This is a genomic window from Haloferax elongans ATCC BAA-1513 (assembly GCF_000336755.1).
GTDB lineage: Archaea > Halobacteriota > Halobacteria > Halobacteriales > Haloferacaceae > Haloferax > Haloferax elongans.
Genome location: NZ_AOLK01000005.1, coordinates 63,282 through 88,361, shown reverse-complemented (window position 1 = coordinate 88,361; position 25,080 = coordinate 63,282). Strand labels below are relative to the sequence as shown.

The window sequence follows — 25,080 nt, the reverse complement described above, 5'->3', positions numbered from 1 at the left end:
CGACTTCTAATCGAAATGGAGTTATAAAAGCATCGACGGGAAATAGAAGAACGACCAACACACGCAGCTACTCATCGTCCTGTCGTCCGGGGTTTCCACCTACTAGACGAACGGCGTCGCTCCACCGCCCGTAGCGCCGTATAATCGTTCTCCTACTCGGACGGGGCGACGGTTGGCGACTTCGCCATTCGTCGTAGTCTTCTCCAACAAGCGTGTTGTCCTCCTGGTCCTCAAGAGCTTCCCGTATCGCCGCTTTGATTTCGGTATCTGGCCACTTCTGCTGGTGACGACGGACTTGATCTAACTCCTCGTGCAATATACCTGCGGCCGCTAAGTGTTTTAGAGCGGCAATCCACCCCCCATACCGCTGTACTATCGTGTGTGCCGCAGGGTATCTCTGTTCACAATCTGAAATGAACGCATTGTATTTTACTATGGTCCACGGTTGTTCAGTTTGCGCCGCAAACTGGGCAATAGCCGCTGCACACTCCCATTCTGACCATTTGGCTTTGTTGCCCTCTGGCCGACCTGCTGCTTCGAATAGGAGTTCCCGCCAGCCGAAGCGCTCCGAAATGAGACTCGTCGACGGAGCGTCAACCATCAATGGCCGGACGCGCTCATAGACCGTTGTTGTCAATGGTTCACTAACTAACTCTCCTGCTTTCCGAATTGCTCTTAAACAGTCTACACGAGAGAACTGCTTCCCCGGGTCAGACTGTGCTAACAACGGCTCTGCAGACGGAATTTCTGGCTGGTGCGTGCCAGGGCGATAAAGCGAGAGTTCCACCTTTGGTTCGTCCGTCCAGTGCGACAGCCTTTCCAATTCCTCTCGGTGTTCGTCTCGGATAGCATCGTACGTCTCACGGTCGAGAGCCCACTTGTGCTCCATCCCCGGAACAGGCCCACCGATGTATCCGAAGAGATCGCGTGTCGCAGTTGATGTGATGAACCACTCTCCCTCTCGATATGTCGGCTCATATCCGAGTTCGCGGAGGTAGTACTGCATCCACGAGCGTCGGGGTTCGTTGGCGGCGGAGAACCGCGATTCGCGTGAATTGTGATTTCCACTCCAACCGACCTGAGCAGCCTTTGCGTACCAGATGCGTGCCGTCCAGCGTCGGATAGCACGTCCCTCAGGTACGTACAGCGTTCCCTCGTCCCACCACGGCACATACCGCTCAATCTCAGGATGGGGGCGTGTCCGTACAGTGTAGGCGTGATGGGTGCCCCTGCCGGCCATTGGCGGGACTCGATGGAGGCTTCCGAACAGCCAGCCGAGTTGTTCAGCGACGTACAGAGCAAAATCACGGTACTGCGTCCGAAACTTGAATGCTGGTGTCTTGTTACGGGTGTCAACCGATGCGCCGCCAAGAATCAACCCGAAGATGATTTCATGCTGGTGCTGGGTCATCTCAGGTCGGTGGTTGGGTTTATGTGCCCAATGTCGGGAGATGGACTTGTAGTGCTCGTCGCACTCGAAGCAGGTCGAAATCCCCTCCGCGAGTTTATGCCTATCTGTCATCGTTCGACGTTCTCAGCCGTCCACTCAGCGCGGCCGAGCCACTCGTCGGCCCGGTTTTTATGCCGGGTGATGGTGCTCGGATTGACATCGAGAGTGTCGGCGATTTCGGAAGGTCGTTTTCCCGTCTCTCGAAGGGCCTGCACTCGTGCCGTCTCCATCATTCCCCGGAAGACGCCGTTCTGGTGTAGCTCGAGTGCACGGAGTTCCCATGGTTCGGCGTCGAACGTGAGGCAGGCTTCGTAGTCGAGATGAGGGCGAATCCAGTGGTCGCGACGTTGCTGGACGCCTTCATAGAGTGCCTGACGGACAACGTCTATCACGGAACCATGGTCGTCCTGCTCGATTCCGACTTCTTCGAGCGCGTCCACGGCCTCGTGGCTGATGGCCTCCTCGACGTGCGAGACCCACACGGTCGTTTCGTCGACCTGCGCCATGCCTTCGTAGAGGTGGTCACGGGGCGTGTATTCGGTTGACGTGTATTGCCACCCCCTTTCAAGCGCCTCAGCGAGTTCGTCAGCCCTCATCGTGAGCTCATCGGCGAGGGCGGCGGCTTCCTCATCATCGTCCGGCGCACTACTGAGCATGCGCTCGGCCTCGTCACAGATCGTCTCCGCAATGTGGTCGGTATCGAGGTCAACACTCTCGAACGAGACGCGGCCTATACCCTTGATGGCATAGTCGTACTCGCTTGACCCCATCTGCCACGTTCGGTAGGCAACCCAGAGGTCGGTTCCCCTGATACGCGAGACGTAGTTTGTCCGATTGTTCTGCGAGTCCTTTGTGCGGTTCTCGACATCGTAGTCGAGTTTGGTTGGGTCAATATCGTAGTCCTCAACGTCGGCACCGCCGTCAGCCACGACTCGGGTTGGTTCCGCGTCCGCTATCCGCTCGTCGTTGCTTTCGGCCCTGATTTTCATGTTTTGGCTCATGCTCTATTTGCATTGTGGAGTGCAAATAACTTATAAATTTGCATTGAATGATGCAAATAGTGGATTGAGAGACATGAGTTTGGGAACTGTAGATTCAAGCGATAACCCGATACTTCATCGGAATCAGTCTAATAATTTGGTATAGCGATATACGATTTATTCATGTTACTACGTCTCTGGCCAATTTTTTGCTAAATTCTGTTGTCCCTCGCGGACAACTGAATAATGAAAATAGTGAAATCACTGACTATTTTCGCAGAATAAGGGAAAATGCGACTCTCAGCGCATCTCAGCCCGAAGCCACAGCTCTTCAGTCTGCGTACTTCCACGAACCACAGCTAGTTGACCTCCTCCCGCGCCTGGAGACGTGGGGTATGCACTCGCACTATGAACGATCTAGGGGCGCGACAACGCGTTCGACACCACTGTCCCCAAGAAATTCTCACACATCTCCCTCGACAATTACCCATTTGACTTCCCAAGAGCTCGAGAGTAGCGGCTATCTATACACTGTATATCGATATACCATCTGTCCACCCTGATTCCAACGAAGTAGGGTAGATATCGGTTGGTTCCCACTCGGTTTCGAGACACAGACGGCAAAATAGCCAGTTGAACTTCTATCGGATATCGTAACTTACCAGAACGCAGTAACGGAAAGCTGATTCAGGCGAACGCCGGACAGCGCTGCCGCTCACGATTCAGCAAACCAGAGGAAGGCACGGCGTTAGTCCGGCGGTGGTTTCGACCCGAGACCGAACATGCCCTCCGCGACAGCGAGGAACCGCGACGCCGTCACGAGTGGCGTGTAGTCGGGATCGTCCTCCACGGAGTGCTTCACGAGCAGGTCAACCAGTCGCCAGCAGTTGTACAACGTCGCCGCGAACGCGAACCCGAAGAACCGCAGTACCGGGTCTTTACTCCCCGAACGCGGCAAGAAGTGGCCGACCTTCTTGTAGCCGTTCTCGATACCCCATCTGTTCCCGTAGTTGCGAACCAGCCGAGCAGCGGCCTGTATCTGCTCGCGCTCGGGGATGGTGTCGCGGTTCCGACCGCCGCGCTTGTTGGCGAGTGGGTGGTTCGTCTCGAAGACGACGTACTGCTCCGCGCCGTCGATTTCGTCTTCGTCCTCTTCTTCCTCCTCGCGGATGTCGTCGAGGAGCGAGTCGAACGGCGACTTCTCCGGGAGGTCGTCGTCACCGCCCGCCTCCTCGAAGTCCGAGAGTAGCTGCTGACGCAGTTCGCTCCCGCCCTCGCTGTCTTCATCGTCCTCTTCGTTTGCGAGGATGTGCGGGACGTAGATGGTCTTGCGCGTCGGCATACCGGGCCGATCTTCCTCTTCGACGATTCGAACCGTCTCGCGGTTCTTCCACATCTCGCGCATCCGCCGCTTGTCGTCAGCGTCCCGAGACCCCGATTCAGGTAGTACGACACGTGTTTCTCAGCGGAGTTCTTCGCTGCTGCCGAGTCGAACCCGGCGTCCATCATGACGATCTCCGGGTCGTGGAGCAGGTCGTTCGCGGTCGCCATCAGTTCGTCCACGATTTCGCCCTTCGTCATGCCGCGCTTCACGGGGATCGCGTCGAGGATGAGCGGCACGTCGAGGCCGACGACCTGGACGCTGGCCCACTGGAAGTAGTGTTGCGGGCGGGTGTCGTTGTCGTTCTTGTAGCCGAGAACCCACGGCTCAAGGTTGTTCCCGTCGGCGTCCCGTTCCACGTGACCCGTCCACGGGTGCCCCTTCGTCTGGTCGATGGCGACCTTCATCTTCCCGACGAGTTCGCCCTCCCGCCGGGCCTCGGCGATGAGGTCGCGGGTCACGTCCTGGTGCAGCTCGCGTATCTCCTCGATGGTGAACTTCTTCAGCTCCCGTCGGTGCGTACTCGGGAAGTGAACGCGGTCGTGGTTGGACTTCGCCATCATGTTCCCGAGACCTGATTCGGGGAACACGTCGTCTGAACTCGTGGCGAGATACGCGTGCGCGTCGTAGAACGTCGCTTCCGGCACCTGCCAGTTGTGATACCGTTTCAGGTGCCAGTGTCGGAGAACCATCGGGCGGGCGTGTTCCCACACGTCCGCCGTCTTCTCGATGGTCAGTTCCTGTACTGTCGGGTGGTCTTCGGTCGGTTCTTCGACCTCGACGCCTTCCTTTGGCAGGAACGAGACGCTCCGCGATGACCGTGACCGCACCCCGGTGGCGGGCGGTGAACGTCTCCTCCCAGATGTCGCGGAGTTGCGTGTAGCTCGGAGGAATGGCGTGAACGTCCTCTTCCGGGCTGTTCGCCCAGAACCCGAGCATCTCGGGCAGGTCTCGCTCGGCGGCGAGGCGGTCGGCGCACTTCTTGATCGACCAGTCGTTGACTTCTCGGACGACGTGGGCGGCCATCCACGATTCGATGGGGATGTAGTTGTGGTGCCACTCTGCGCGGTCGTCGGGAATCTCGCCGTCAAAGGTCAGAAGACCGGCGATGAGGGTGATGTGCGGATTCACTGTTCCCGGTAGCCACGTGTCGATGGACGCGGTCACCGGGCCGTCGATATAGACGGTTTCGGAGAAATTTAACTCAAGTCGTTGCGCTCCGAAGTCGTCTACTCCCGTCCCCGACACGTTATCGCTCGATTTCTAATCGAACGAGACTTATAACAGTACCGACGGGTGGGGCTAAACTTCTGGCCCGTTCTGGAGCAGCAACTTGACTTTTTCCGCTGTTCTCGGTATTCGTCCAGATGGTATTTCACCTGAGAGCGGTCGTCGTTGTTTCTCCCGAACCCGAGTTTTGAGGCGATCTCGCCGTACGTGTGGCCCTCGAACGCGCCGAAGCTATCGACTACCACCATCGTCGAAGTCGAGGGACTGTCTCAGAGTGAATGGGCGAGAAAGACAGAACGCGGGCAGCCGAGCGTGAGCGAGAATATCTCGAAGACGAAAGCCAAGCTGGTATAGCTTTTCTGTCTTGTTTCTGATACTGGTGGCCGACGGGTAGCCGCCCTCCCGTTCACCGTCTGAAGAATCGTTATATTCCAAGTGATAATCTGCTACTTCGTTGAAATCAGGGAGTTAATCTAATATCTCATAATGCAATTTAACAAATATGTCTTCTGATTGGATATACCAACCAATCAATTTTCTAGAATCCGTATCAGAATACTTGGGCAATGAATCCAGTGTGGACAATACCTTCTGTTTCTCCTCCCCTCTGACTCGGAGATATGCTGGGGATTCTTCCATTGCCATACTCACTGCTTCTCGAATTGGAGATTCGTTTGGAATTGCAGAACTTGACAATGGAGTGGATTCAGCTTCGTCTGGAATCTGCGTTACTTTCCGGCCAACTAACTCCATATTACTATAGCGTTCTCCATCCCAATTGAAATTGGGTATTCTACCAGAGCATCCTGAGAGTAGAACGCTACTGATTGAAGCGGAAGTTATTATAAACGACCTGCGTTTCTTGCTTGGGGACATGTCAAATACATTCTTTTGTATGTGTAAATGTTTTTTGTACTTATAAAATCAAATAAGTATAGTAGATGAAACTATCTCAGACGTAAATATCGGTGTTAGCCTCGATCCAGGGGAGAAGAGTTCCCTTTGACTCAGAATAACTATCGGCGGAATTGCCCCGGTGAATGCCAATCATATAAGACTCTCCGTATTCGTCAACCCAATAATATGGCCCACCGGAGTCCCCCTCGTATCGATCACAGTCAATGACGACATATACGTCATCACTAGAAATACTCAGAATTTCACCTTGGTTCCGACCTGTGTGAATCCCTTGTTTATAAACTGGGGTTCCGTCTTCTTTTAAGTCCTTTATCTTATCCATTCCTAAGGTACCGTAAAGGTACCAGCCCTCATAGGTATTATTTGAGCTTGCCGCGATATCATATTTCCTGTCGAAGTTTCCATCTGTTGCAACAAAGCTAAAATCACCAGTATCTCCCTCATTAGGATCATGTAATACGGAATTATATCCCAAGACATCAGTGCCAGTAAGTTTATTGACTGGCTGCCACGTTTTCACATCTGTTTCGCCGGCATATTGGTGACCAGAGGTCAGCCAACCACCAGTACTCGTGCCAGAGTTATAAGCGGGACAGCCAACTGTAACATTTTCATCATCTGGGTCGGGGACAGGATTAGTTATACAGCAACCTGCTGGTGTTGGATGATATTCTCCCTCGAACTCATTTCTGTCGTCAAGTGTGGCCCGTGATTCTTTAACGCGGACTGGAATACCACTCACCTCGACTAGGTTTTTCCCCTTTCCTACAGAACCAGAGATGGTATCGGGTGTTTGCTCCTTAAGACTATTAAGTGAACTTTCTGGCTTTATCTCAGCACCGTTCATTTCAACTGTTTCGTGAACGACCTCAATGTGAGAGTTCGATTTCTTTCGAGGTCCACTCTTCCGAATCATAACTTGGATTTGGGGATCATTTGGAAGTTGGCTTTCCAATTTTTTCGCAGCGTCATATGGAGCCTCCGTTTGAACCCACTGATCTCTTGGAATTGAATAAAAGACTGGCTCACGCTCTGGCTTTGCACCCTTTTTAACTTCGTCGTGGTTTTTATGCCGCAGTGCCTTGAGTCGTGGAACCATATCTTTAGGATTATCAGAAACCTCTGCAAGAGCATCTTGAGTTAAGAAATTAAGTGTAGTAGCACTAATTCCTAGCGCAGACATTGATTGAATAAACCTTCGTCGACCCATACTACCAATTTCGTCCGAAATGTCACTCGACATTACATTCAGATCAACTAACCAATATCACTTAAAATCTTCGGCAGATTGGCACTGTCTAGTTAGTGACCTTCATTTTCCCCACGAGTTCGCCTTCTCGACGAGCCTCTTTGATGAGGTGGTGGTGACCGATTGGTGGTTCGCGTATCTCTTCGACGGAGAACTTCTTCAGCTCCCGTCGGTGCGTGTTCGGGTAGTGGACGGACAGCACAGATGGGCCGTGGACGGAATCCAGAGCTGACGGAAGCCGATCTACTCGCAGCCATCAAGAGCGCGGAGAAACCCGAGCGAGAGATCGCAGAGACGAGTGATGTCCTTACGGCGCTCGACAATCCTAGCGATAATCAGCTACTTCGTTGGAATCAGTCCACCCTCTGAAGACCACAGTTTCGGAGGATGGGCAGTTTAGCGTTGATTCGCCACTGAATTAGTCTAGATTACGGGAAATGTGAGCTAGAAATCCTGTCCAAATCGGTTAATTCTCTGTGATTGTCAGAAGCCAATCCAATTATTCGCAGGATGTCTCGGATGCAGTTGTGGAGAAATGAGGTGTAGTTGTAGTCCTCGACAAAACTGAGCAAAATTCCCACCCTCCGAAACTGTGGTGGCAAACGTCTCCAGTGAACCAACAAGCAAGAGTTCCAAACCACTCTAATGACAATCTATCCACAGTTACACTGGTACTTGTGTAACTGTTAAAAATAAAACAATATTTTTCTCAAGTATGCTGTGCGGTCTGCTCACTGCTGTTCGTTAGCCTTATCGGGAAAATCTGCTGCAGAGGCATCGGAGTCATGTAGATATCGTCGCCCGAGGTCGGTAATTGCATAGTAGTCGTTTCGATCCGGGTCTCGGAACACCATGTCATTTTCCTCAAGACGCCAGAGGCGTCGATTCACCTGTGAGTACGACACGGCCGTCTCGAGGTTGACACAGATTACCTTCGGAGTTGCAGCGATATCGTGGTCATCGAGCCACTCCAGCAGCGTATCGTCAACTTTGCTCATCCACGGGACGAGTGGTCGCATAACGTTCAAAGGAAGCCAACAGTACATAATGACACCGAAGCATGCATTGCTCCATATTACAATCTGCGTGATGCATATCTAGACATGCAATTTTATATGGGGATGCTGTGAATGAGAAAGTGTAGACGAATTACAATGAACTACATTCCAAAAATATAGACAATCAAGTTATCACACCAATAGCTGAATAGAAAACCTAATAACAAAACTACAACAATCGCAGACCGACAATGAATTGGCCACATTCACCCACGTGAACAATGGCGCAAAAAACTGTCACAACAACTGTTTCGGTCACACCCGCTGATGTTCTCTTCCTCAGTTGGGCGGCCGGAGTCAATGCGTCAGGCATGTTCCGCGAAGCACTGACCGAGCAGATGACCTTTCGCGAGATCGAGCGGAGTCAGCTCATCAGGCAGGTCGACGCTGCTCTCCGCGCTGGGTACGACCTTGACGACTTGGTTGCCCAGACATCGAGCATGGAAGACCTCGACGCACTGCTCGAACCCACCTCACATCGACACGAACACACCAATGAGTAACCAACCACCGTTCGACACAGACGACTCGCCCCGCAAGCAGTCCACTTCCAACAGTATCCCCTCGCTCCTCACGGCGTGGCTCCCGTCTCTCTCGTCCCAAGTGCCGACACACTGCGTGTCACTTGCCATGGGGCTTGCCTTCCTCATGGTCGCAGTCGCTCCAGCCGCGGCCCAGTCGGAGCTCGGGAGTGTCTACTGTGACACAAACGTCGAGACTGGGATTACGATGATTTTCGGAGCTGTTGCTGGTCTCGGTCTTCCGGCGACTGGCTACTACATGGGGAAGTCCGGCCTGGCGTACATGCGCGCCGGCGGGAACCCTGAACGGAAGAACAACGCCAAAGAAAAGCTCGTCATGTCCGGCATCGGCTTTGGAATCGTCGTCCTCGCACTCACGTCTCCAGAACTGGTCGACAAAGTCGGTAGCCAGATGGGCTTCGGCTTCTCGCAGTGCGTGAAACCGTTCTGAGGTAGCTCACCTCCCAGAATCCATTTTTATGACCACGATTCGTCAGCCAGTCGCTGTCGTTGTGGTGCTCGCGATGAGCTGTTCGACTGTCATGGCGAGTGGTGGTCTCGCCCCCGTTATCCCGGCTGATGGTCCGGCGTACGACATCGAAAACGAGACGTTCCAGCGGTTGTGGTCGGACGATGCTGACTCCGAGAACCTCTCACTCGATGATTTCGACGGAGATGCGGAATCAAAATCGGAGTTCATTCGTCGACTCACGCGGTCGACCGACACGCCGTTCGAACAGCCACCGCGGGCTGTTGAACAATGGAATCGCGGTGACTTCGATGATTACTCCCCTGGCGACCGAACAACCTCAGTCCATCCTGCGAGTGCGTCACTGAGCGACGGGACGGTCATCAAGGATGCGTTTGTCAGCATCTTTGCTGTCCAGCCCTCGACGGTGCTTCACCACCGGACCGGAACGACACAGCACGTCGCACCCGATGGAGACGTGCTTGCACTCAGCGATTATCGAGTTGTTATCCCCGAGGGTGACGACACTGGGCTCCGCAGAGAGAAGTGGTCGCTAAAGCGTACCAGCACCGACATCACGCTGTCGGCTGGGGACCGGACCCACGACACAGGTCGTGGTCATACGGCGACGCTCGACTACGCAGGTCTTTCGGGGTCGCCTGAGGTGACGGTGACAGCGGAGATCACCGCTGAGTTCGACCACCACATTCGCGAGTGCGAGGACTGGAACCGAACACTCGATACGTGCAGGGGTGGATGGGAAACAGAGACGCACCACCCAAGTTTCTCGAAGACGGTCAGTACGTCGCGAGACGTCGTCGTCAACCGACTGGATGGCGTCTCAGGGAGCCGTGTCGGGTTCGACACAGCACCGTCCCGAACCGGCGCGGTCGTCTCCCCTGCTACGCCGTGGACGACCATTGCGGTCGCCGACGACACGCGGATTCGGAGCAACTGGTGGTTCTACAGCGCGGGCACGCCCGGCTGGCGGACGATGGAATCGGATACTGCAACCGGCAGCAGCCGTGCTGCGTCGTCAGTCCGACCACTCCAGGTCCATGCGTACCCGAGTAAAATGGCACCCTCCGTCCCATCAGAGTCGGAAACCGACCGCCACCTCACCATCGAGAAAACGTGGGGTCCAGAACAGGCAGGACCGTCGCTACCGCCGAACGTTGACCTCGATACTGCTGACCCCTACACGCACGCCGAGTCCGTCGCGGTGAGTTCGGAAACGCTGGATGGTGAGGACTTCCGCGAGGTTGAGGTCCATGGAATCGTTCGGGGACAGTCCCGAACGGTTTCGCTGTCCTCGCACCGCACCGTCCGGGAAACGAACCTGACGCTTGCTGTCGTCGAGTCCAACGCCACTCACGCGACGGTGCTCGCGAGCGTGGCGAACAACGCGACTGGCGACCCGGTAACGACCGGCCGTGTCGAGATTGAATCGCAGACAACAACACTCAACAGCAGTGGTGAGGGCGTCGTTACCCTCACGAACCCACCGGCCCTCGTTCGAGGCCAGTACGACCCAACCGAGTGGTGGCGAACGACAGAACCACACGCCGCAGCGGTCGACGTGACGAAGGTCCCGGGGAACTACCCCGAACCAGAGACGCTCATCGACCTCACAGTCGTGACGCTGCTCTGGTTCCTTCCGGCTGGCCTCGCCGTCGTTGGCTTTGACTACATCACTGGTGGTGACCTGCTCGGATTTATCGACCCATGACAGACGACAATACCAGTACCGAGAGTCGTATCGCTCGCCGAACAGTCCTGAGTAGCCTTTCGGGCGCACTTCTCGCGCTCTCTGGGTGCGTGTCATCCGACTCGACCCTCCCAGACGGCACAGCAAACGAAACTGCAGGCGACACCCACACGTCTGACCCCGCCGACGGGAGTGCAGTCTTCTCGCGTGTCGCGATGGAACAGACCGACCTTGTGGTCGACCTCGAACCCGACGTGGACGCCGAGTTTGTGAACCTCATCGGCCCAAGTGGTGAGATGAAAGACCAAGGGCGAGTTCGAGAGGGCGTGACGCGAGTCACCTTCGAACTCCTCGGCGAAGCAGAAGACGGCTACACGCCGGGGGAATACCGCGTCCTCGCGGTTAGTGGCGACTCGACGGTTGGTGAAACGTCGATTTCGATTCGTCCAGAGCTGACGATTCGAGACGTGAAGTGGGCGAAGAACAACCCAGAGATGGACTGGGATAAGGACCGTCGTGGATGGAAAAAATACGCAGCGCTCACCATCGAGAACTCGGGCAACGCACCGACGTATCTGAGTGCGGTTAAATGGAAAGGTGCGCCGCTCTCACGGGTGTATCCGAGGGAATTGGTAGACCATGGGTATGAACGTGTACTTTCAGCAGGTGAAACGGCGACTGTCTTTTCGAAGTCTGAGGTTTACCAGACGGAAAGCCGGACAGGGGTTGGTACTCCGGTTCCGTGTGGTGAACTGGGTACGGAGGCGATGATTGTTGAGGCAGCTGTCCAGGCTGGTGAGAACCCCAAGTACAAGCAGATGATTGAGTACGGGGGGAAAAAGTATGAGTGCGACCTGTCGATTGGTGAAGAAGGACCAGTCACCTCCAAGGACACGTCTGCATCAACGTCGACGGAGAGTGAGTCCTGATGGGCTGGCTGGAACACCAAGTTGAGAACGCCATCAACGACGTTCTCACGGACATCAAGGACGCTCTCTTAGGGCTCGCGAAGGACATTTTCGACGCCCTTCTGAGTCCGATTGTCGGTGTTCCAACGCCCAAGTCAAACGCACGCTACATCGTCGTTGGAGCGCCCGACAACACCCCTTGGCAGAGCCTCTATTCGGACCTCTATCTCAAGTACATCATGCCCCTGACGTTCGTCTCGCTCATGATTGGGCTGGCGTACATCGGCATTAGTTCGGGGTCAATCAGCCGCTACCGACAGAAGCGATTACTTCGGCGGGTTGCACTCGTCGGGATTGGAACCTTCGTGTGGTTCCCGCTCGTATCGGTTCCACTCCAGTTTGTCGATGCGATTGGGCACACTATTGCCCCAATAAACGACATGTCGTCTGGCTTTGGGAGCCTGGCTGAGGCCTCCATCGGAGGGCTGTTTGCAGTTCTTATCATGGCACTGGTCTCGAACGTCCTGCTCCTCATTGCAGCCCTCATCTACGCATTCCGGTGGTTGGCTATCGCCGTTCTGACGCCGTTGATACCAATTCTTGGAGCCATCTGGGCGTTCGAGGTCTGGCCGTTCACGCCCGCGTCGAACATGGCAAAGCGGCTGGCCGGAGTATACCCTGGGTTAGTTCTCGCAGGCCTTCCAGCTGCAGTCCTCTTCCGTATCGGCTGGCAGATGGATTTAACAGCGGACCCTGATGGGCTGTTCATGCTGTTCATGGGGTTGGCACTCATCCCCGCAGCCTGCATTTCGTCGCTCCTGACTATCTACTGGTCATCGCCAACGATGCGGTCACTTGCTCACCAGACGGCGCGGAGATCGAACCCCGCCGCTGCAGCGGCCACAGCAAAGACGGGTGTCGGCAAGTCGGTTCGCGGTGCCCGCAACGTGCATCGTGGGTTCGCACAGAACGGCCGTGGCTCGCTTGGAAAGGGCGGTCAGGCGAAGCTCGGCGGTGGTCAGTCGAAAGCCTACAAGCTCGGGTCGTCAGCGCGGTCGGCGAAGACCCACGCAAAGCGGTACAACACCCTCCGTAAATCAGGGTCCGGTCGCATGCGCGACAAGGCAAAATCGGACGCCCGTCGAGCGAAAGAGCTCGCGAAAAAACGGTCGAAGCAGTCGCTCAAGAACACGAAGCAGAAAGTTTCACGCTGGTGAGTACTGATGGTAACAGACACGCACGAAGACGAGCACAGCGCACGACGAATTCACCGGAACCTTGGTGGGACAACCCCCTTCTTCCGGGGGTTCTCCATCGGAGAACTCCTGTTATTCGCATGTCTCGCATTTGGAACACTCATCGGGGCGACGGTCGTCCCAAGCACGTTTACACTCCCGATTATCGGACTTGGGGTGATGCTCTGCCTTGTGCTGCTTTTGTTGCACAAGGTCAAGCCCGCGCATCTGTGGCTCACTGAGTGGTTGGCCGCTCGCATCACGTGGGCGATCAAAAACAAGGAGCTCAGCCACGGGGACGACGAACTCCTGTACCTCCCCCGGCTAGAGCGCATCTACCCGCACGCGATCGAGCGGACAGACGGTGCCCTCGTGGGAGCGATGCGAGTCACGCCAGCGAACATGGCCCTCGAAGACGAGGATGCGTGGGAGCGGGCCGTCCACTCGCTGTCTGAGTTCGTCAACGCAAGCATCGACTTCCCGGCGAAAATCTACATCACGTCCCGTGAGATGGACCAAGACGAGGTTGTTCGTGACCTCCAGGCCCGTCTTGGTGACGCCGACGTTCGCTCTCGGCCGGTTCTCAAACGACTCATCGAGGAGTTCATCGACTGGCATACCGACGCAGACGGCGCGATTGACTCGGAGCGAACGCTCGTCCGGGACTACTACATCGTGACCGCGGTTCGCGACGAGGATGTCGAACAGTACGACGAGACCGGCGACAGCGTCTTGGCATACCTCGCAGACGTACCCGTTGTTGGGCGGTTCTTCGACCGCTTCCAGTCCGACGGCCTCAGCGATGCCGAACGAGAACGACTCAAAGAAGAGAAGTTAGAATCCCGTCTCGAACAGATTCGTCGCGGTGGGTCGTCGCTGTACCGCTGTGCTGTCTCGCCGGTCGACTCCTACGACCTCGCGAGAGCGACGAAAGAATACTGGACGAACCGGACTGAAGAGTACGGCGACATCACGAACGCTATCGGCACGTTCCCGGTCGTCAATCACGGCATTAGCGATGATGTGCCGTCGACGCCGGACCCAGACGATGTTGTCGAGACGCTGGATGCCGACACCGACTCGTCTGCCCCTGACTCATCAGAGGACGACAGCGACGACGAGCGCTCTGAGACGCCGCGACTCGACCGCCCGGGCGACATGCACAAGTCAGTCGTCGCACCATCAGATATCGACCGCGAAACGACCTACACGGTCATCAACGGCGAGACCTACACGCGGACGTTCTGGATCGAGCAGTTCCCCGAAGAACCGGCCAACGGGATGTTGGAACGCCTGCTGTTGGAAACTGACCTCCAGACGGACATTTCAATCCATCTCGAACCGTTCGATAGCCAGTCTGCGTCGGACATGATGGCCGACTGGATTTCGGACCTGAAGGTCGACCAGCACGACTCGAACAGCCTCAGGTCTGAGGACCTCCAGGAGGACATCGACCACGCGAAGTTCCTGCGCTCGCTCGTGCGTGCGAACAAAGCGTCGTTCTTCAGGGCCGGTGTGTTCATTCGCCTGACGGCCGACAGCAAGCAGGCACTGAAGAACAAGACGACGCGCCTGCGGTCGATTGTCAAAGAAGCCCCCGCGAACTGTACGCTGAAAACCGCGAACCGCTGGCAAGAAAAGGGGCTGGCGACGGTCTCACCGCTCGGCGCAAACGAACTCGGCCACGACCGCATGTCGACGATGACCAATCAGGCCATCGGCGCGATGTTCCCGTTCTCGTCGAACTACCTGCTGATGGACGAGGGCATCAAATACGGCTACCACGGTCACAATGGCTCGCCAGTTCGAATCAACCCGTGGGACCTCGATGTCGGCCACAGCGAGCTTGTCGTCGGGACGACTGGGGCTGGAAAGACGTTCGGTGAACTCATGCGCAACTTGGGGATGATGAAGCGGCACGACGACACAATGCTCGTCCTTATCGACCCGGTTGGGGACTTCCGTGGGGTCGCTGACGCCCTCAACGCTAAGACGATTACTGTCGGCGGGGACACGAACCTCAATCCCCTCGAAATCCGCAAGACCCCCGCCGAAGTCCTCGAACAGAGTGGCGACGTGTCACCCCTCTCCGCGAAGAAAGACGAATCATACGCGATTATCGAGAACTTCCTGAGCGCACGGGGGATTGAAATCGGGGCCGAATCTGGCGTGCTTTCTTACGTCCTCGACGAGGGGTACCGACAAGCAGGGGCCATCGAAGGTGACATCTCCACGCACACGCCGGAGAACTCCCCGACGATGCTGGAAATCCACCGTCTCCTGAGTGACATCTCGGAGTCTCCCGGCGACTACGACATTGCAGACTCCGACTCAGCAAACGACCTCGTCGCCGAGTACGCCGACAAACTCGCCATTGCCCTCCAACCATTCCGGGAGTCGGGAGCTTATCAGAACCTCTCGAAGCAGTCCGATATCGACATCCTCGAAGGCGACAACAAGGTCGTCTACATCGACCTCGGACAGATTGAGGGCACTGCCTCTGGGATTGACCGCCAGCAGTTCATGATGCAGCTGCTTTTGAGCACAATCTACCAGCAGGCCAAGCGCACCGACCGGAACGTCGAACTCGCAATCGACGAAGCGCACTACCTGTTCGAAGACCAAGCGAACCTCGACTTCCTCGAAACCGCGTTCCGCCACCAGCGTCACGCTGGCCTGCGAATCATCCTCCTTTCGCAGACCGCCCAGGAGTTCTACGAGACCGAACAGGCCGAGAAGATTATCGGCATGTGTCCTATCAAAGTCTTCCACAAACTCCCCGACCTCAGCGACGAGATTGCAGACAAAGTTGGCCTCTCCAGCGAGCAGCGCGATTACGTTCGTCGAGCCGACTCGGGCGAAGAAGAACGCGGCTACTCGCAAGCACTCGTCCACGTCGAAGAACACGGCACGTACCCGCTCCACATCGAAGCCGACGAGTTCGAAAAGCGCATCATCGAGTACGAACCCGACGACCGGCGGGTCATCGAACAGGCGATTCACGGCGCGCCAGAGGCGTTCGTCGACTTCCAAACGTTTGTCGAAGAACAGGCCCACCAGAACGCCCTCACAAACCGCTACGGATTGAGCGACGACGAGGTCGACCGGCTTCTCGACAGCGGGCTTTCGACGCAGGACCTCCTCGACGCTGCAGTGTCGACGCTCAGAAACGGCGCCGACCGCGCACGTGCGGACGGTGGTGAGACGACGGACGACTAGCCAGCCGACCAACCTCACAACACGAGAGCAATGTCAGGACCTGAATTCATTCAAAAAGCCAAAGACGTCATCACTGAGTACCGCTATGGGTCTCCACAGTACGTCGCAACGCAACTCGATATTGACGAGCCGTACCTCCAGCACCCCGAGAGTGCGCCCGGAACCCTCCTTCGCATCCGGCCGTACAAGAAAAATCAGGGCGTCGTCGACGGCGCGGGCCTCCTCCAATCAGTCCATGACGTGACGACAGACTTCATGGGGAGGAACACGAGTGACCACCACTCGTTCGAAGTGTGGTTCGACGAAGGGACAATCAAGTTCTACATGCACGCGGCGAGCGAGGCTGCTGCCGACAAGTTCCGCCGCCGTGTCGGGAACAACTACGCGAACTCGGAAGTCTTCCCCGTCGAGGACGGCTCCGCATTCCCCGTCATCGACCCCGACGAGTACGTTGCTGGGGCGTGGATGGAGATGGAGAAGATTCCGTACTACCCGATTCGCCACCACAACAGTGAGGACTGGGAGACCGACCCCTACGGCGAAATCACCAGCGAGATGTTGTCGCTGGACGACAGCAAGGTCGTCACGCAGGTTGTCTTCCGCCCGGCCAAACAGTCCTGGACAGACGGCGACCTGTTCCGCCACAACAGTGTCGACGACCTCGCCCACGCCCTCCGGCAAGGGACCTCCGTTGGGTGGCTCAATCCCCGGACACGCCCCGCCAGCGCGAAGGACAAGCAGGCCGCCAAGACGATCGAACAGCAGCGCGGCCAACAGGCGTTCCACGTTAATCTTCGTATCCTCGCCATCTCCTCGAACCCAGACGAAGCCGAATCCCGAGCACGTGGGGTGGCAGGGATGTACCGGAAATACTACAACGCCATCACCGAGCAAGGACTGACCGACAACCCGGTGTGGCACCACGAAGAACCACAGCGGGCCGAGGACCTGCGTGCGTTCATCCAGCAGATGACCGCCCGCGAGTGGGTCGACCGCGAGATGATTATGACCGTCGACGAACTCGCCGGGGTTGCACATATTCCATCGGACGAGATTGAGACACCGAAAATCGACTGGCGGTACACCCAACGCGGCGACCGCATTCCCGCCGACGCCGACCGCTTCGCAGCCGACGACACACCGCCCCGAGCAACCGCCACTGAGACTGAGACTGAGACCGAGACCGAGACCGACACAGACGGCTGGGACACGCACGACAACTAACTCTCTTCTCCCCCCTCAAACCAATGTTCGACCGATTCACAAATTCAAACTCGAACGACAGCCCCGACGACGCCGACGGCACCGACGAGCGAACCGAACTCGAAAGTGACGGTCCCAGAGACACCGCCCAAGACAGCACACAGGAGTCTGGGCCGACGTCGATAACAGGTGATCCCTACCAAATTACCGACGCAAAGCACACCCGCGTCGGTGGGAAAGCCGTCGCGACCGACACCAAGTCCGAGGGGTTGGTCGCCGGGCCGTACGTCCGCGAAATGTTCGAAAGCGGCGTCACCAACCCCGAAAAGCCGCTCTGGATTGGCTACGACGATGGCGCACAGACGGGCTTCCGTGAGGCACCCATCCGGTTCGAATCGCAGTTCCGCCACCTCTGGATTAGCGGAACGACTGGCGCGGGGAAGACGACCGCCCTGCAGAACAAAGCCGTCCAGCACGCCTACGCCGGCCACGGTTTCTGTAATATCGACCCGAAAGCATCCGGCGACACGCTCGAACTCCTCCAACAACTCCCGAAGGACCGTCTGGACGATGTTATCTTCCTCGAACCGGGGTCGGCGCAGTGGGGTCGCACCATCGGGATTAACATGCTCGATGTGCCCGAGACGGAGAACGACGCTGAACTCGAACGCGAAATCGAAAGTCGGCTTGAGAACCTGATTGCGATTTTCGACAACGACGAGTACTGGGGCGTCAACATGCAAGCGGTCACCGAGTCGATGGGGCGAGCAATGTTGCGGGCTAACGCCGAGGCTGACGACCCCGCAGACAAATATTCCATCATCGATATGTACTTCATTCTCCTGAACGCCGAGCGCCGTGAGGTGTTCGCCGAACAGGTCGACGACCCCTACCTGAGCGAATTCCTGCATGAAATCGCGAAGATGGAAGACGACGAGATTCGACCACTCACGAAGCGGATCAAAAGTTGGGTCGAAAACGCCGTCATCAGGAAGATCATCGCCCGGCGAGAGTCGACCGTCGATTGGGACAATATCTTAGACAACGACCGCATTCTGCTCATCCGTATCCCCGTCGACAACGAGGACATCCACCAGATGGTGACGCTGACCGTCCTTCGAAATTTGTGGTCGGCGAAGAAGCGGCAGGACCGGGACCCCACTCGCGAAAGTAATCCCTTCTTTGTCCAGTTGGACGAGTTCGAGAAAGTCGCCAACGACAATCTCGACATCGAGGGGATGCTTGCACGGGCGCGGTCGATGTACATGAGCGTCACCCTCGGTACGCAGTACCCCGGCCAAATCGGCGACGAGTTCCCCGACACGCTGCGGGCGATGGAAAACAACTGCAACACCCTCCTCGCGATGCGAACCCCCGGAGAACAGGACGCCCGGCTCCTGATGAAGCGGTTCAAAGGGTATTCTGGCGAGGACTTGCAATCGACGAACCTCTATCGAGCATGGACCAAAATACCGCTGGCAGGCGGGCGCGAGTCCGAGCCCGTGAAGATTCAGACCTTCGCGCCCTACCCACCACTTCGAGACGAGGACGACGCTACAGACGCTATACAGCGGAGTCTCCACCGATTCGGGGCAGAGCCACTCACTGACGACGAAATTCAACGTGAACTCAAATACGGTGAGTTCAATGAGGTCGTTACCCCCGACACCATCGACGGTGACGGGAGCATTGAGGCCGACGCCACCAGCATTCCGACCGACCGCATCCTCGAAGGCGTCTTCGCAGCGCAGATCCGTCCTGAAATTGAGACTGACGACGAGGGCTATGTCGCTATTGCAGACGCCAAACGCGAAATCGAGCGACGGTTGGGCGACACTGGCTACACGTCCCAGCTGTCGAACGTTATCGAGCAAACACTGTATGATGGCCAGTATGCCGAGGTGGACCGCCGCAGTGGGCAGTCAGTTGTGAAGCTTACTGCAGCGGGCCGTGCCGAACTGTTCGGCCAGGACACCGGCAGCAGCGCCAGCGGTGGGAGCGACGATCATCGGCTCATCCTCCAGAAGTCCTACGAAGCGTTCACGAGACTCGGGTACGTCACGTCACTCCCGACTCAGGTGGGTGACGAACTCGCAGACGGGATTGCCGACCTCCCGATTGACCCGATGGATGGCAACAGCCTCAACGAGATCGAATCGCTGCGCGACGAACTCCGCGAGGAATATCCGGCCGTCTGGGCGTTGAGCGAGGGCCGGCACGTGAACATCGAAGCCGAAACGTCCACCATCGAGAAACCGAAGCAGACACTCTCGAACCTGAAAAAGGCCGTCAACAACGATCGCCTCTGTGTCTTCACACTCAAAGACGAGAGTGCAACGAAAGGTGAGTTTGGCTACTGGGGTCGCCGTGGCGAGCAGGTGCTGTATGACTCGTGGCGTGAGGGTAACAACACCGCCATCGATTATGACCGGCTGACGTTCGCGCGCAGCGTCGACGATGCTGGCCATCGCCAGTTCTACAACCTCGCCAGCTTCTTCGAGTTTGACGATGGTGTGTACGCGCTTCGCCCGGCCTACGACGCCGACACCGAGCGCTCGGTGTCGGTTCAGTGGGTTGAAACCGACGATGGAGTGGTCTGCCGAGATAGTACTGGGGGAGTACACGCACGATTCAGTGCCCTGGACGAAATCAAAGACCCATCGACCAATGCCTTCCCCGCGTATTACGAGTACGACCGCTCCGAACAGGAATTCGTTGTGTGTGCTGACGGCGAGAAACACCGGTATGCATCCACAGCTGACCTCGAAGCCGACTGGAAGCGTGTGTACGCACCATTCATTCCCGACCACGAGTTCGATCGCGTGCCGACCGACGACGACTTCGTCTTTGTCGTCTTCCCCGACGGAGACAACTCCGAGTTCGACGAGCCACAAATTTACGAACAGGGCACCCTTCGACCGCTGCACCCAGCCACCGACGGCAGCAGTTCCGACGTCGAAGAGCACGAGCCAGCACGCCCACAGGACGATCGCGCGGCGTCCGGGCACTCATCGTCTTCTCCTCCCGATCACAACGCGCCAGCAGAGACCTCCAGTCGTGACGGCAAGCCAACCGACGCCGGAGCACAGCACTCGACTGAAGACGACTCTACAGACAGGACCGACGACGAAGAGCCTCGGACGTTATTCTGAATCGGTCTGATAGTCAGCTAACTCGCCGTCGACGACTGGCTCAACCTCATTTTCGAGGAAGTGTTTGAACACCACGTAGCCGTCCCAAAGTGATTCGAACTCTTGTTGCTTGGTGTCCGACCATCCCCCGAACCTGCCGTTCTCGATGTGATCCACCCGCGCCTCAATAGCGCTGACATCCTCGGTGAGGGAGTCGAGTCGAGTCGTTATTTCTCTAAGTTTTGAACTCTCTATCTCGTGACTTACAGACTGTTCATCGCCACCCGATGCATCTTCCTCAACTGCTGATTCGAGGTCGCGAACAGTCTCGGTAACACTCCTGAGATCAGCCGTCAACTTTTCGACCTTTTCGCCAAGGTCATAGGTCCGTTCACGGGTGTCCACAAGGCGCTCTGTCGCCTCCCAGCCGCGCTCAGTTAACCGGGCAATCTTCGGCTCCGGGCGGGCCGTTTCCGAGGGTGGCTGCTCTGTTTTGATCAAGTCAGCTGGCTCTAACACATTCCGTAGCCGATACAGGATTGTATCGTTGCTCTCGAGCCCGGTCAGTTTCCGAATCTCGGTGGTGTTTCCCTCTCCGTCTTGCTCGTAAAGCGCGAGCAGCACTTCCTGCGATTTCCAATCCAGTTCTTGCAGAATCTTGTCCATACAAATTGTCATTTCTAGCGAACTAAGAATGTTTGGCACTAAAACAAGACACCAAGAGTGAGATACTGAATTTCAGAGACTGTATTACGAGTCCCATTTAGTCATTTTCAGAACCCTGCTGAGCGCACCGTCTCTAATACCCGCTACCCAGTGGGGTTCCGCGGAAGCAACGACAGTGGGGATTCTGCCGAGCGAAACTCACTGCAAACACTATCAGCAACCAGATATGATTGAGCGGAATAGCGACACCACGAGAAGCACCGGAGCGACGACAGCAGGGAGTCCACGGGCACCGACAGCGGGGGAGTCCAATCTCGACAGCAGGGGGGGAGACCCCCGTATCGACGACACCAGAACACAGTGCAGAGCAGTGGGCACCATCGCGTGTGGCGCGACCATCGAGGAGTGGGCTGTGCATCGCATCGCGGGGGCCGACAGTGTCGCATCGCGAGTCAGGAGTACCGCGGCAGTATCTCGCTTCTCGTGGCGCGACAGCAAGGGGGACCTCCATCATGGAGATATATGATCTGGTATCTGACATATTGGCGGTCAGAGTCCCAGCATCGTCGCACTGAAACACGACCTCAAGTAGTGTCTCAAGACCGTCCACACATCAGTTCCGGGCGACCTTCTGAGGCAGCCTCAGCTCTCAGTTACAGCATTTTGACACAGTTGAGTGAGCGTGTCAAGTACAGGTGTGCTTGTCTGGTCTGGTCTGGTCTGGTCTCGCCTTGTCGCAGCAGCGGCGACTCCAACTCGTGTCGTCTGGCTCGACGACAGTCACCCTCAGGGTGCACTACAGTGTGGGTCCGGGGGCGCGTCGTACTTTCCTGGCTGCGCGTGTCGCGTGTCGCGTGGGCTCGTGTGTGTCGATGAGTGGGCTCGTGTGTGTCGACGTGGAGGTGACTCCCGCGTGTTGCGTTGTCGACGCCGGGCAGCGCAGTCTTGCGACTGCCTGAATCCCAACAGTGGTGCGCTCGCGGGAACCCCCAACTCGTGGGGCGACTCAGCGGTGTCGCACCGAGACAGCACTGTCCATGTGTGTGTGCGTGTCTGGGGCTGGTCAGGTGTGAGTGCGCTCTTTGGGCACTTCGACTGGCGTCGACTGTGGGAATCCCCCCTGCACGTGTCGCTCACGACTCACGCTCCGCGCGACGGGCGCGGCACCTACTGGTGTCGACCGGGGCGGGAGAAGTGTAGTGTGGTGAGATAAGATTGGGTGCGAGTGTGGAGAGTGCGTCCGCCGTGTTTTCTTTCCAGTGTCGACGTCGATTTCGATCACGGTCTCTCGGTGGGCCGGGTGCGGTTTGACACTGGACTGCGTCGGGTCGAGACTGCATTACCCGTATAATGTGGTGCCATGGTGGTGTGTGCTGTCCCGACTTGGGGCTGGTGTGAGCGCTGGCCGGGTGTGGTGCGGCGCGGCTTGGGTCCTCAGGCTTGACTTCGACACTGGTGTCGGTGGCGTCACTGCCGCTTTCGATAGGACCGCGCTCTGTGTCTCAGCCCGGTGGCTCCAACACTGGCCGCTCGTGTGACAGTGGCCGCGTGGCGACTGCCCCGCACCGGGAGCGATGTGCTGCAGTCTTCTCGTGGATTGGGTGAGTCGTCGAGTGGATTGGGTGAGTCGTCGAGTGGATTGGGTGAGTCGTCGAGTGGATTGGGTGAGTCGTCGAGTGGGTTGAGTAAGCCGAGTAAGTCGAGTAGTGGGTTCTCCACAACGGTGGGCGCTCCTCTCCACAACGGCCCCCACAATGCGACGACAGACTCGCACTCCAGGCTCGCGTTTCACTGCTGTTTTGGTGGTGCGTGGCGGTGGGATTCCGGCCGGGCATTGGCTCCTGAAGTGCCCACGGGCGACGTGGTGCCGACCAGCCGCCGGGCGGCGCGACACGGCTCTTGAACTTGGGTGTGTCCCATGTCCGCAGTCCCAACCACGGGCTCCGAGACGGTCTGGTGGGCAGGCCGAGGGCTGGGTAAATTGCCGTGAGGTCAAGTGGGGCAGGAGGGGGAAGCGGCTCGTCATCCCGGAACTCAAAGATTTCCGTACGACTCTGAGGCACTCGGCCTGCTCTGTCGATTCGACGCTGCGGGCCAAGCGGTATGGTCCCTCTCGAGTCATGAGCGGTATGGGTCACCGTGGCGATCGAATCGAGTCGTTCTCGCCCGCCGTCGAGGGATGGTCGATTATATGCGAACGGCGGGCCGCCGAAGCAACGTCCTCGGTCTCGTCGAGACGACAGTTGGTGGCGACCGAGTCGGTGTCCCCCACGTCGTTCGCGAGGCTGGCGAACGGTCAGTCCGGTCGATCCACACTAAGATACGAACTGCCCAGGTGTCTCCGGATCCGACAGCGCTCTCGGGTCTGGAAGCGGTGGTGCTCCGACTTCTCGGATTCGTCCGGCGGCTCGTCTGGTGGCTTCTGCAGTGGGTTCCTCGGTGGTGGACGGACTTGGCGGGTCCCGTCGCCGTCACGTCGGTGCAGTCGTTTGCGGTCGCTCACGGGACGATCGAGGAGGCGTTTGTTGCGCTTGCTGCGTCGTCGACCGAGTCGAGCTGTCTCGCTGCGGGTGAGGGCGTAACTAGTGTGGGCTGTGACCAACACAACTGCAATGAGTGACGCAGTGGCGAGTGCGGGGATTGCTGCTGACCTCGTTCGTCTCCGAGGTTATCACACCGCTGTTCGGGTGTCGTATCTCAAGGCCGACGGGACGACGAAGAGTCCTGCGGATATCGATGTCTTAGGGCTGCATCGTGATGGGGACACACTTGCTGTGGAGTGTCAGGCCTTCGGTGCGCCGACTGCGTACCCGAACTGGAACACACCGCGACGGACCAGTGAGCTGCGCACGTATGTGGCTGCGCTCGCGACGAATTGTGGCCAGATTTTGGATCCGCGTTTCGAGGATGTGACGGCGTTTGATACGGTCTGGATCGTGTTTAAAGGATTCTTTGCGACGGCGGCCGATCAGGGTCGAACCGGTGTAAAAGCGAGTCTCGATGCGTTCGCCAACGAGCTGGCACAGGGGTTTGGCGTCGCTGTGCGGCTGGTCCCGTCGCACCGCCTGTTTCAGGATCTGGTTGCGGCCGTTGCCGCTGATATGACGGTTCGGCGCCGGCGGTACGCTGGGCCCGCTCTGGAACTGGTTCGGCACCTGTGTGCGATTGCGATCCATCGTCCTGCAGAGATTGACGCGCTCGCGGACGCGGTGATGACGGCTGTCGACGAGCAGTGCACTCATCTCGACGCAAGGTGGAGTGCCCACGGCTTTCGGTGTGGGTTCTCGGGGGGTCGGTGGCTATGTTGCGGGTGCCTGCGGTGGTCGTGTTTCTGTGTGGTGGTGCCGGTGGTGGGCGCCTCGGTCGTTATGGCGGGGCTTGCTGCGTTCTACGCCAGCCTTGACATGAGTCTCACCACTGCGCTCGACGGTGAATTCCGGCGGGCAAATACGGCTAAGATCGCCAGCGCTACGCTTGATACGCCAGTCCGCTGGTCGACTCGCTGATCGACGTCGGGACTGTGTTTTGACTGTCGAGTCGTTCCTCACCACATGGCAGATACTCGTCGGATGACAGGCCTTGGGATACAGGTGCTCGGGATACAACTGACACTGCTTGCAGCATTCGGGTGGATCATGCTGCCTGCTTCATTTGATACGAAGTTCGTTGTTGTCGTCCCGATTGTCACACTTGCAACTGGGGCTGTCGTCTCTGGGTTGGTGAGGTAACCCTCGGTTTCAGTCACTTCGAATGT

Annotated in this window: 20 protein-coding genes; 13 read left to right on the top strand and 7 right to left on the bottom strand. The window is 57.3% G+C overall.

Annotation, left to right across the window (positions count from 1 at the left end; all coding sequences use genetic code 11):
* Positions 1-67: 67 nt before the first annotated feature.
* The 3 genes from C453_RS01225 to C453_RS01215 form a co-directional block, all read right to left on the bottom strand.
* The gene (locus tag C453_RS01225; RefSeq protein ID WP_152417984.1) at positions 68-1,006 is read right to left on the bottom strand and encodes a hypothetical protein; all 939 of its coding nucleotides are present in this window, start codon (positions 1,004-1,006) and stop codon (positions 68-70) included.
* Between the two features lie 512 nt (positions 1,007-1,518).
* Complete coding sequence (locus tag C453_RS01220) at positions 1,519-2,451, bottom strand: hypothetical protein (protein WP_008322166.1); 933 nt, start codon at positions 2,449-2,451, stop codon at positions 1,519-1,521.
* A gap of 727 nt (positions 2,452-3,178) precedes the next feature.
* Entirely contained in the window at positions 3,179-3,826 is a 648-nt protein-coding gene (locus C453_RS01215) for a hypothetical protein (RefSeq protein WP_152417983.1), read from the bottom strand.
* A 59-nt stretch (positions 3,827-3,885) separates the two neighbouring features.
* On the opposite strand from C453_RS01215, the gene C453_RS01210 reads away from it, so the two are divergent.
* The 3 genes from C453_RS01210 to C453_RS01205 all read left to right on the top strand — a co-directional run bounded on the left by C453_RS01210 (position 3,886) and on the right by C453_RS01205 (position 4,954).
* A complete protein-coding gene (locus tag C453_RS01210) occupies positions 3,886-4,389 on the top strand; it encodes a hypothetical protein (protein ID WP_152417982.1) in 504 nt (167 codons plus the stop codon).
* 39 nt (positions 4,390-4,428) lie between these two features.
* The gene (locus tag C453_RS19825; protein ID WP_152417981.1) at positions 4,429-4,629 is read left to right on the top strand and encodes a hypothetical protein; all 201 of its coding nucleotides are present in this window, start codon (positions 4,429-4,431) and stop codon (positions 4,627-4,629) included.
* Positions 4,630-4,708: 79 nt separating this feature from the next.
* A complete protein-coding gene (locus tag C453_RS01205) occupies positions 4,709-4,954 on the top strand; it encodes a hypothetical protein (RefSeq protein WP_008322165.1) in 246 nt (81 codons plus the stop codon).
* Between the two features lie 555 nt (positions 4,955-5,509).
* On the opposite strand, the gene C453_RS19820 is transcribed toward C453_RS01205, so the two are convergent.
* From C453_RS19820 to C453_RS01190, 3 genes are all read right to left on the bottom strand, one after another.
* Positions 5,510-5,917, bottom strand: a complete 408-nt coding sequence (locus C453_RS19820) for a hypothetical protein (protein WP_152417980.1) — start codon at positions 5,915-5,917, stop codon at positions 5,510-5,512.
* A 76-nt stretch (positions 5,918-5,993) separates the two neighbouring features.
* Complete coding sequence (locus tag C453_RS19815; RefSeq protein ID WP_152417979.1) at positions 5,994-7,202, bottom strand: hypothetical protein; 1,209 nt, start codon at positions 7,200-7,202, stop codon at positions 5,994-5,996.
* 737 nt (positions 7,203-7,939) lie between these two features.
* Positions 7,940-8,227 carry a helix-turn-helix domain-containing protein gene (locus C453_RS01190; RefSeq protein WP_152417978.1) on the bottom strand — a complete coding sequence of 96 codons (288 nt, stop codon included), beginning with the start codon at positions 8,225-8,227 and terminating at the stop codon, positions 7,940-7,942.
* A gap of 350 nt (positions 8,228-8,577) precedes the next feature.
* On the opposite strand from C453_RS01190, the gene C453_RS01185 reads away from it, so the two are divergent.
* Genes C453_RS01185 through C453_RS01150 form a run of 8 tightly spaced genes read left to right on the top strand, consistent with a single transcriptional unit; the run spans position 8,578 to position 20,681 of the window.
* Complete coding sequence (locus C453_RS01185) at positions 8,578-8,769, top strand: hypothetical protein (protein ID WP_008322161.1); 192 nt, start codon at positions 8,578-8,580, stop codon at positions 8,767-8,769.
* Entirely contained in the window at positions 8,762-9,238 is a 477-nt protein-coding gene (locus C453_RS01180; RefSeq protein WP_008322160.1) for a pilin, read from the top strand. The genes C453_RS01185 and C453_RS01180 overlap by 8 nt, the downstream gene beginning before the upstream one ends.
* Before the next feature lie 28 nt (positions 9,239-9,266).
* A complete protein-coding gene (locus C453_RS01175) occupies positions 9,267-10,985 on the top strand; it encodes a hypothetical protein (protein ID WP_206536605.1) in 1,719 nt (572 codons plus the stop codon).
* The gene (locus tag C453_RS01170; RefSeq protein WP_008322155.1) at positions 10,982-11,893 is read left to right on the top strand and encodes a hypothetical protein; all 912 of its coding nucleotides are present in this window, start codon (positions 10,982-10,984) and stop codon (positions 11,891-11,893) included. Before C453_RS01175 ends, C453_RS01170 begins: the two co-directional genes overlap by 4 nt.
* Complete coding sequence (locus tag C453_RS01165) at positions 11,893-13,089, top strand: hypothetical protein (protein WP_008322154.1); 1,197 nt, start codon at positions 11,893-11,895, stop codon at positions 13,087-13,089. Before C453_RS01170 ends, C453_RS01165 begins: the two co-directional genes overlap by 1 nt.
* A 6-nt stretch (positions 13,090-13,095) precedes the next feature.
* On the top strand, positions 13,096-16,326 hold the full coding sequence (locus C453_RS01160) for a VirB4 family type IV secretion system protein (RefSeq protein WP_008322153.1): 3,231 nt from the start codon (positions 13,096-13,098) through the stop codon (positions 16,324-16,326).
* Between the two features lie 30 nt (positions 16,327-16,356).
* On the top strand, positions 16,357-17,550 hold the full coding sequence (locus tag C453_RS01155; RefSeq protein ID WP_008322152.1) for a hypothetical protein: 1,194 nt from the start codon (positions 16,357-16,359) through the stop codon (positions 17,548-17,550).
* Positions 17,551-17,573: 23 nt separating this feature from the next.
* Positions 17,574-20,681: a type IV secretory system conjugative DNA transfer family protein gene (locus C453_RS01150; protein WP_008322151.1), complete on the top strand. Its 3,108-nt coding sequence runs from the start codon at positions 17,574-17,576 to the stop codon at positions 20,679-20,681.
* Here the strand turns inward: C453_RS01150 and C453_RS01145 are convergent.
* Positions 20,673-21,326, bottom strand: coding sequence for a hypothetical protein (locus C453_RS01145; protein ID WP_008322150.1), 654 nt, complete (start codon positions 21,324-21,326; stop codon positions 20,673-20,675). The two genes, C453_RS01150 and C453_RS01145, sit on opposite strands and share 9 nt — an antisense overlap.
* 2,191 nt (positions 21,327-23,517) lie before the next feature.
* Here C453_RS01145 and C453_RS01140 point away from each other — a divergent pair.
* Complete coding sequence (locus C453_RS01140; protein ID WP_152417977.1) at positions 23,518-23,946, top strand: hypothetical protein; 429 nt, start codon at positions 23,518-23,520, stop codon at positions 23,944-23,946.
* Positions 23,939-24,832, top strand: a complete 894-nt coding sequence (locus C453_RS01135) for a hypothetical protein (protein ID WP_008322143.1) — start codon at positions 23,939-23,941, stop codon at positions 24,830-24,832. The genes C453_RS01140 and C453_RS01135 overlap by 8 nt, the downstream gene beginning before the upstream one ends.
* The last annotated feature ends 248 nt before the right edge of the window (positions 24,833-25,080 follow it).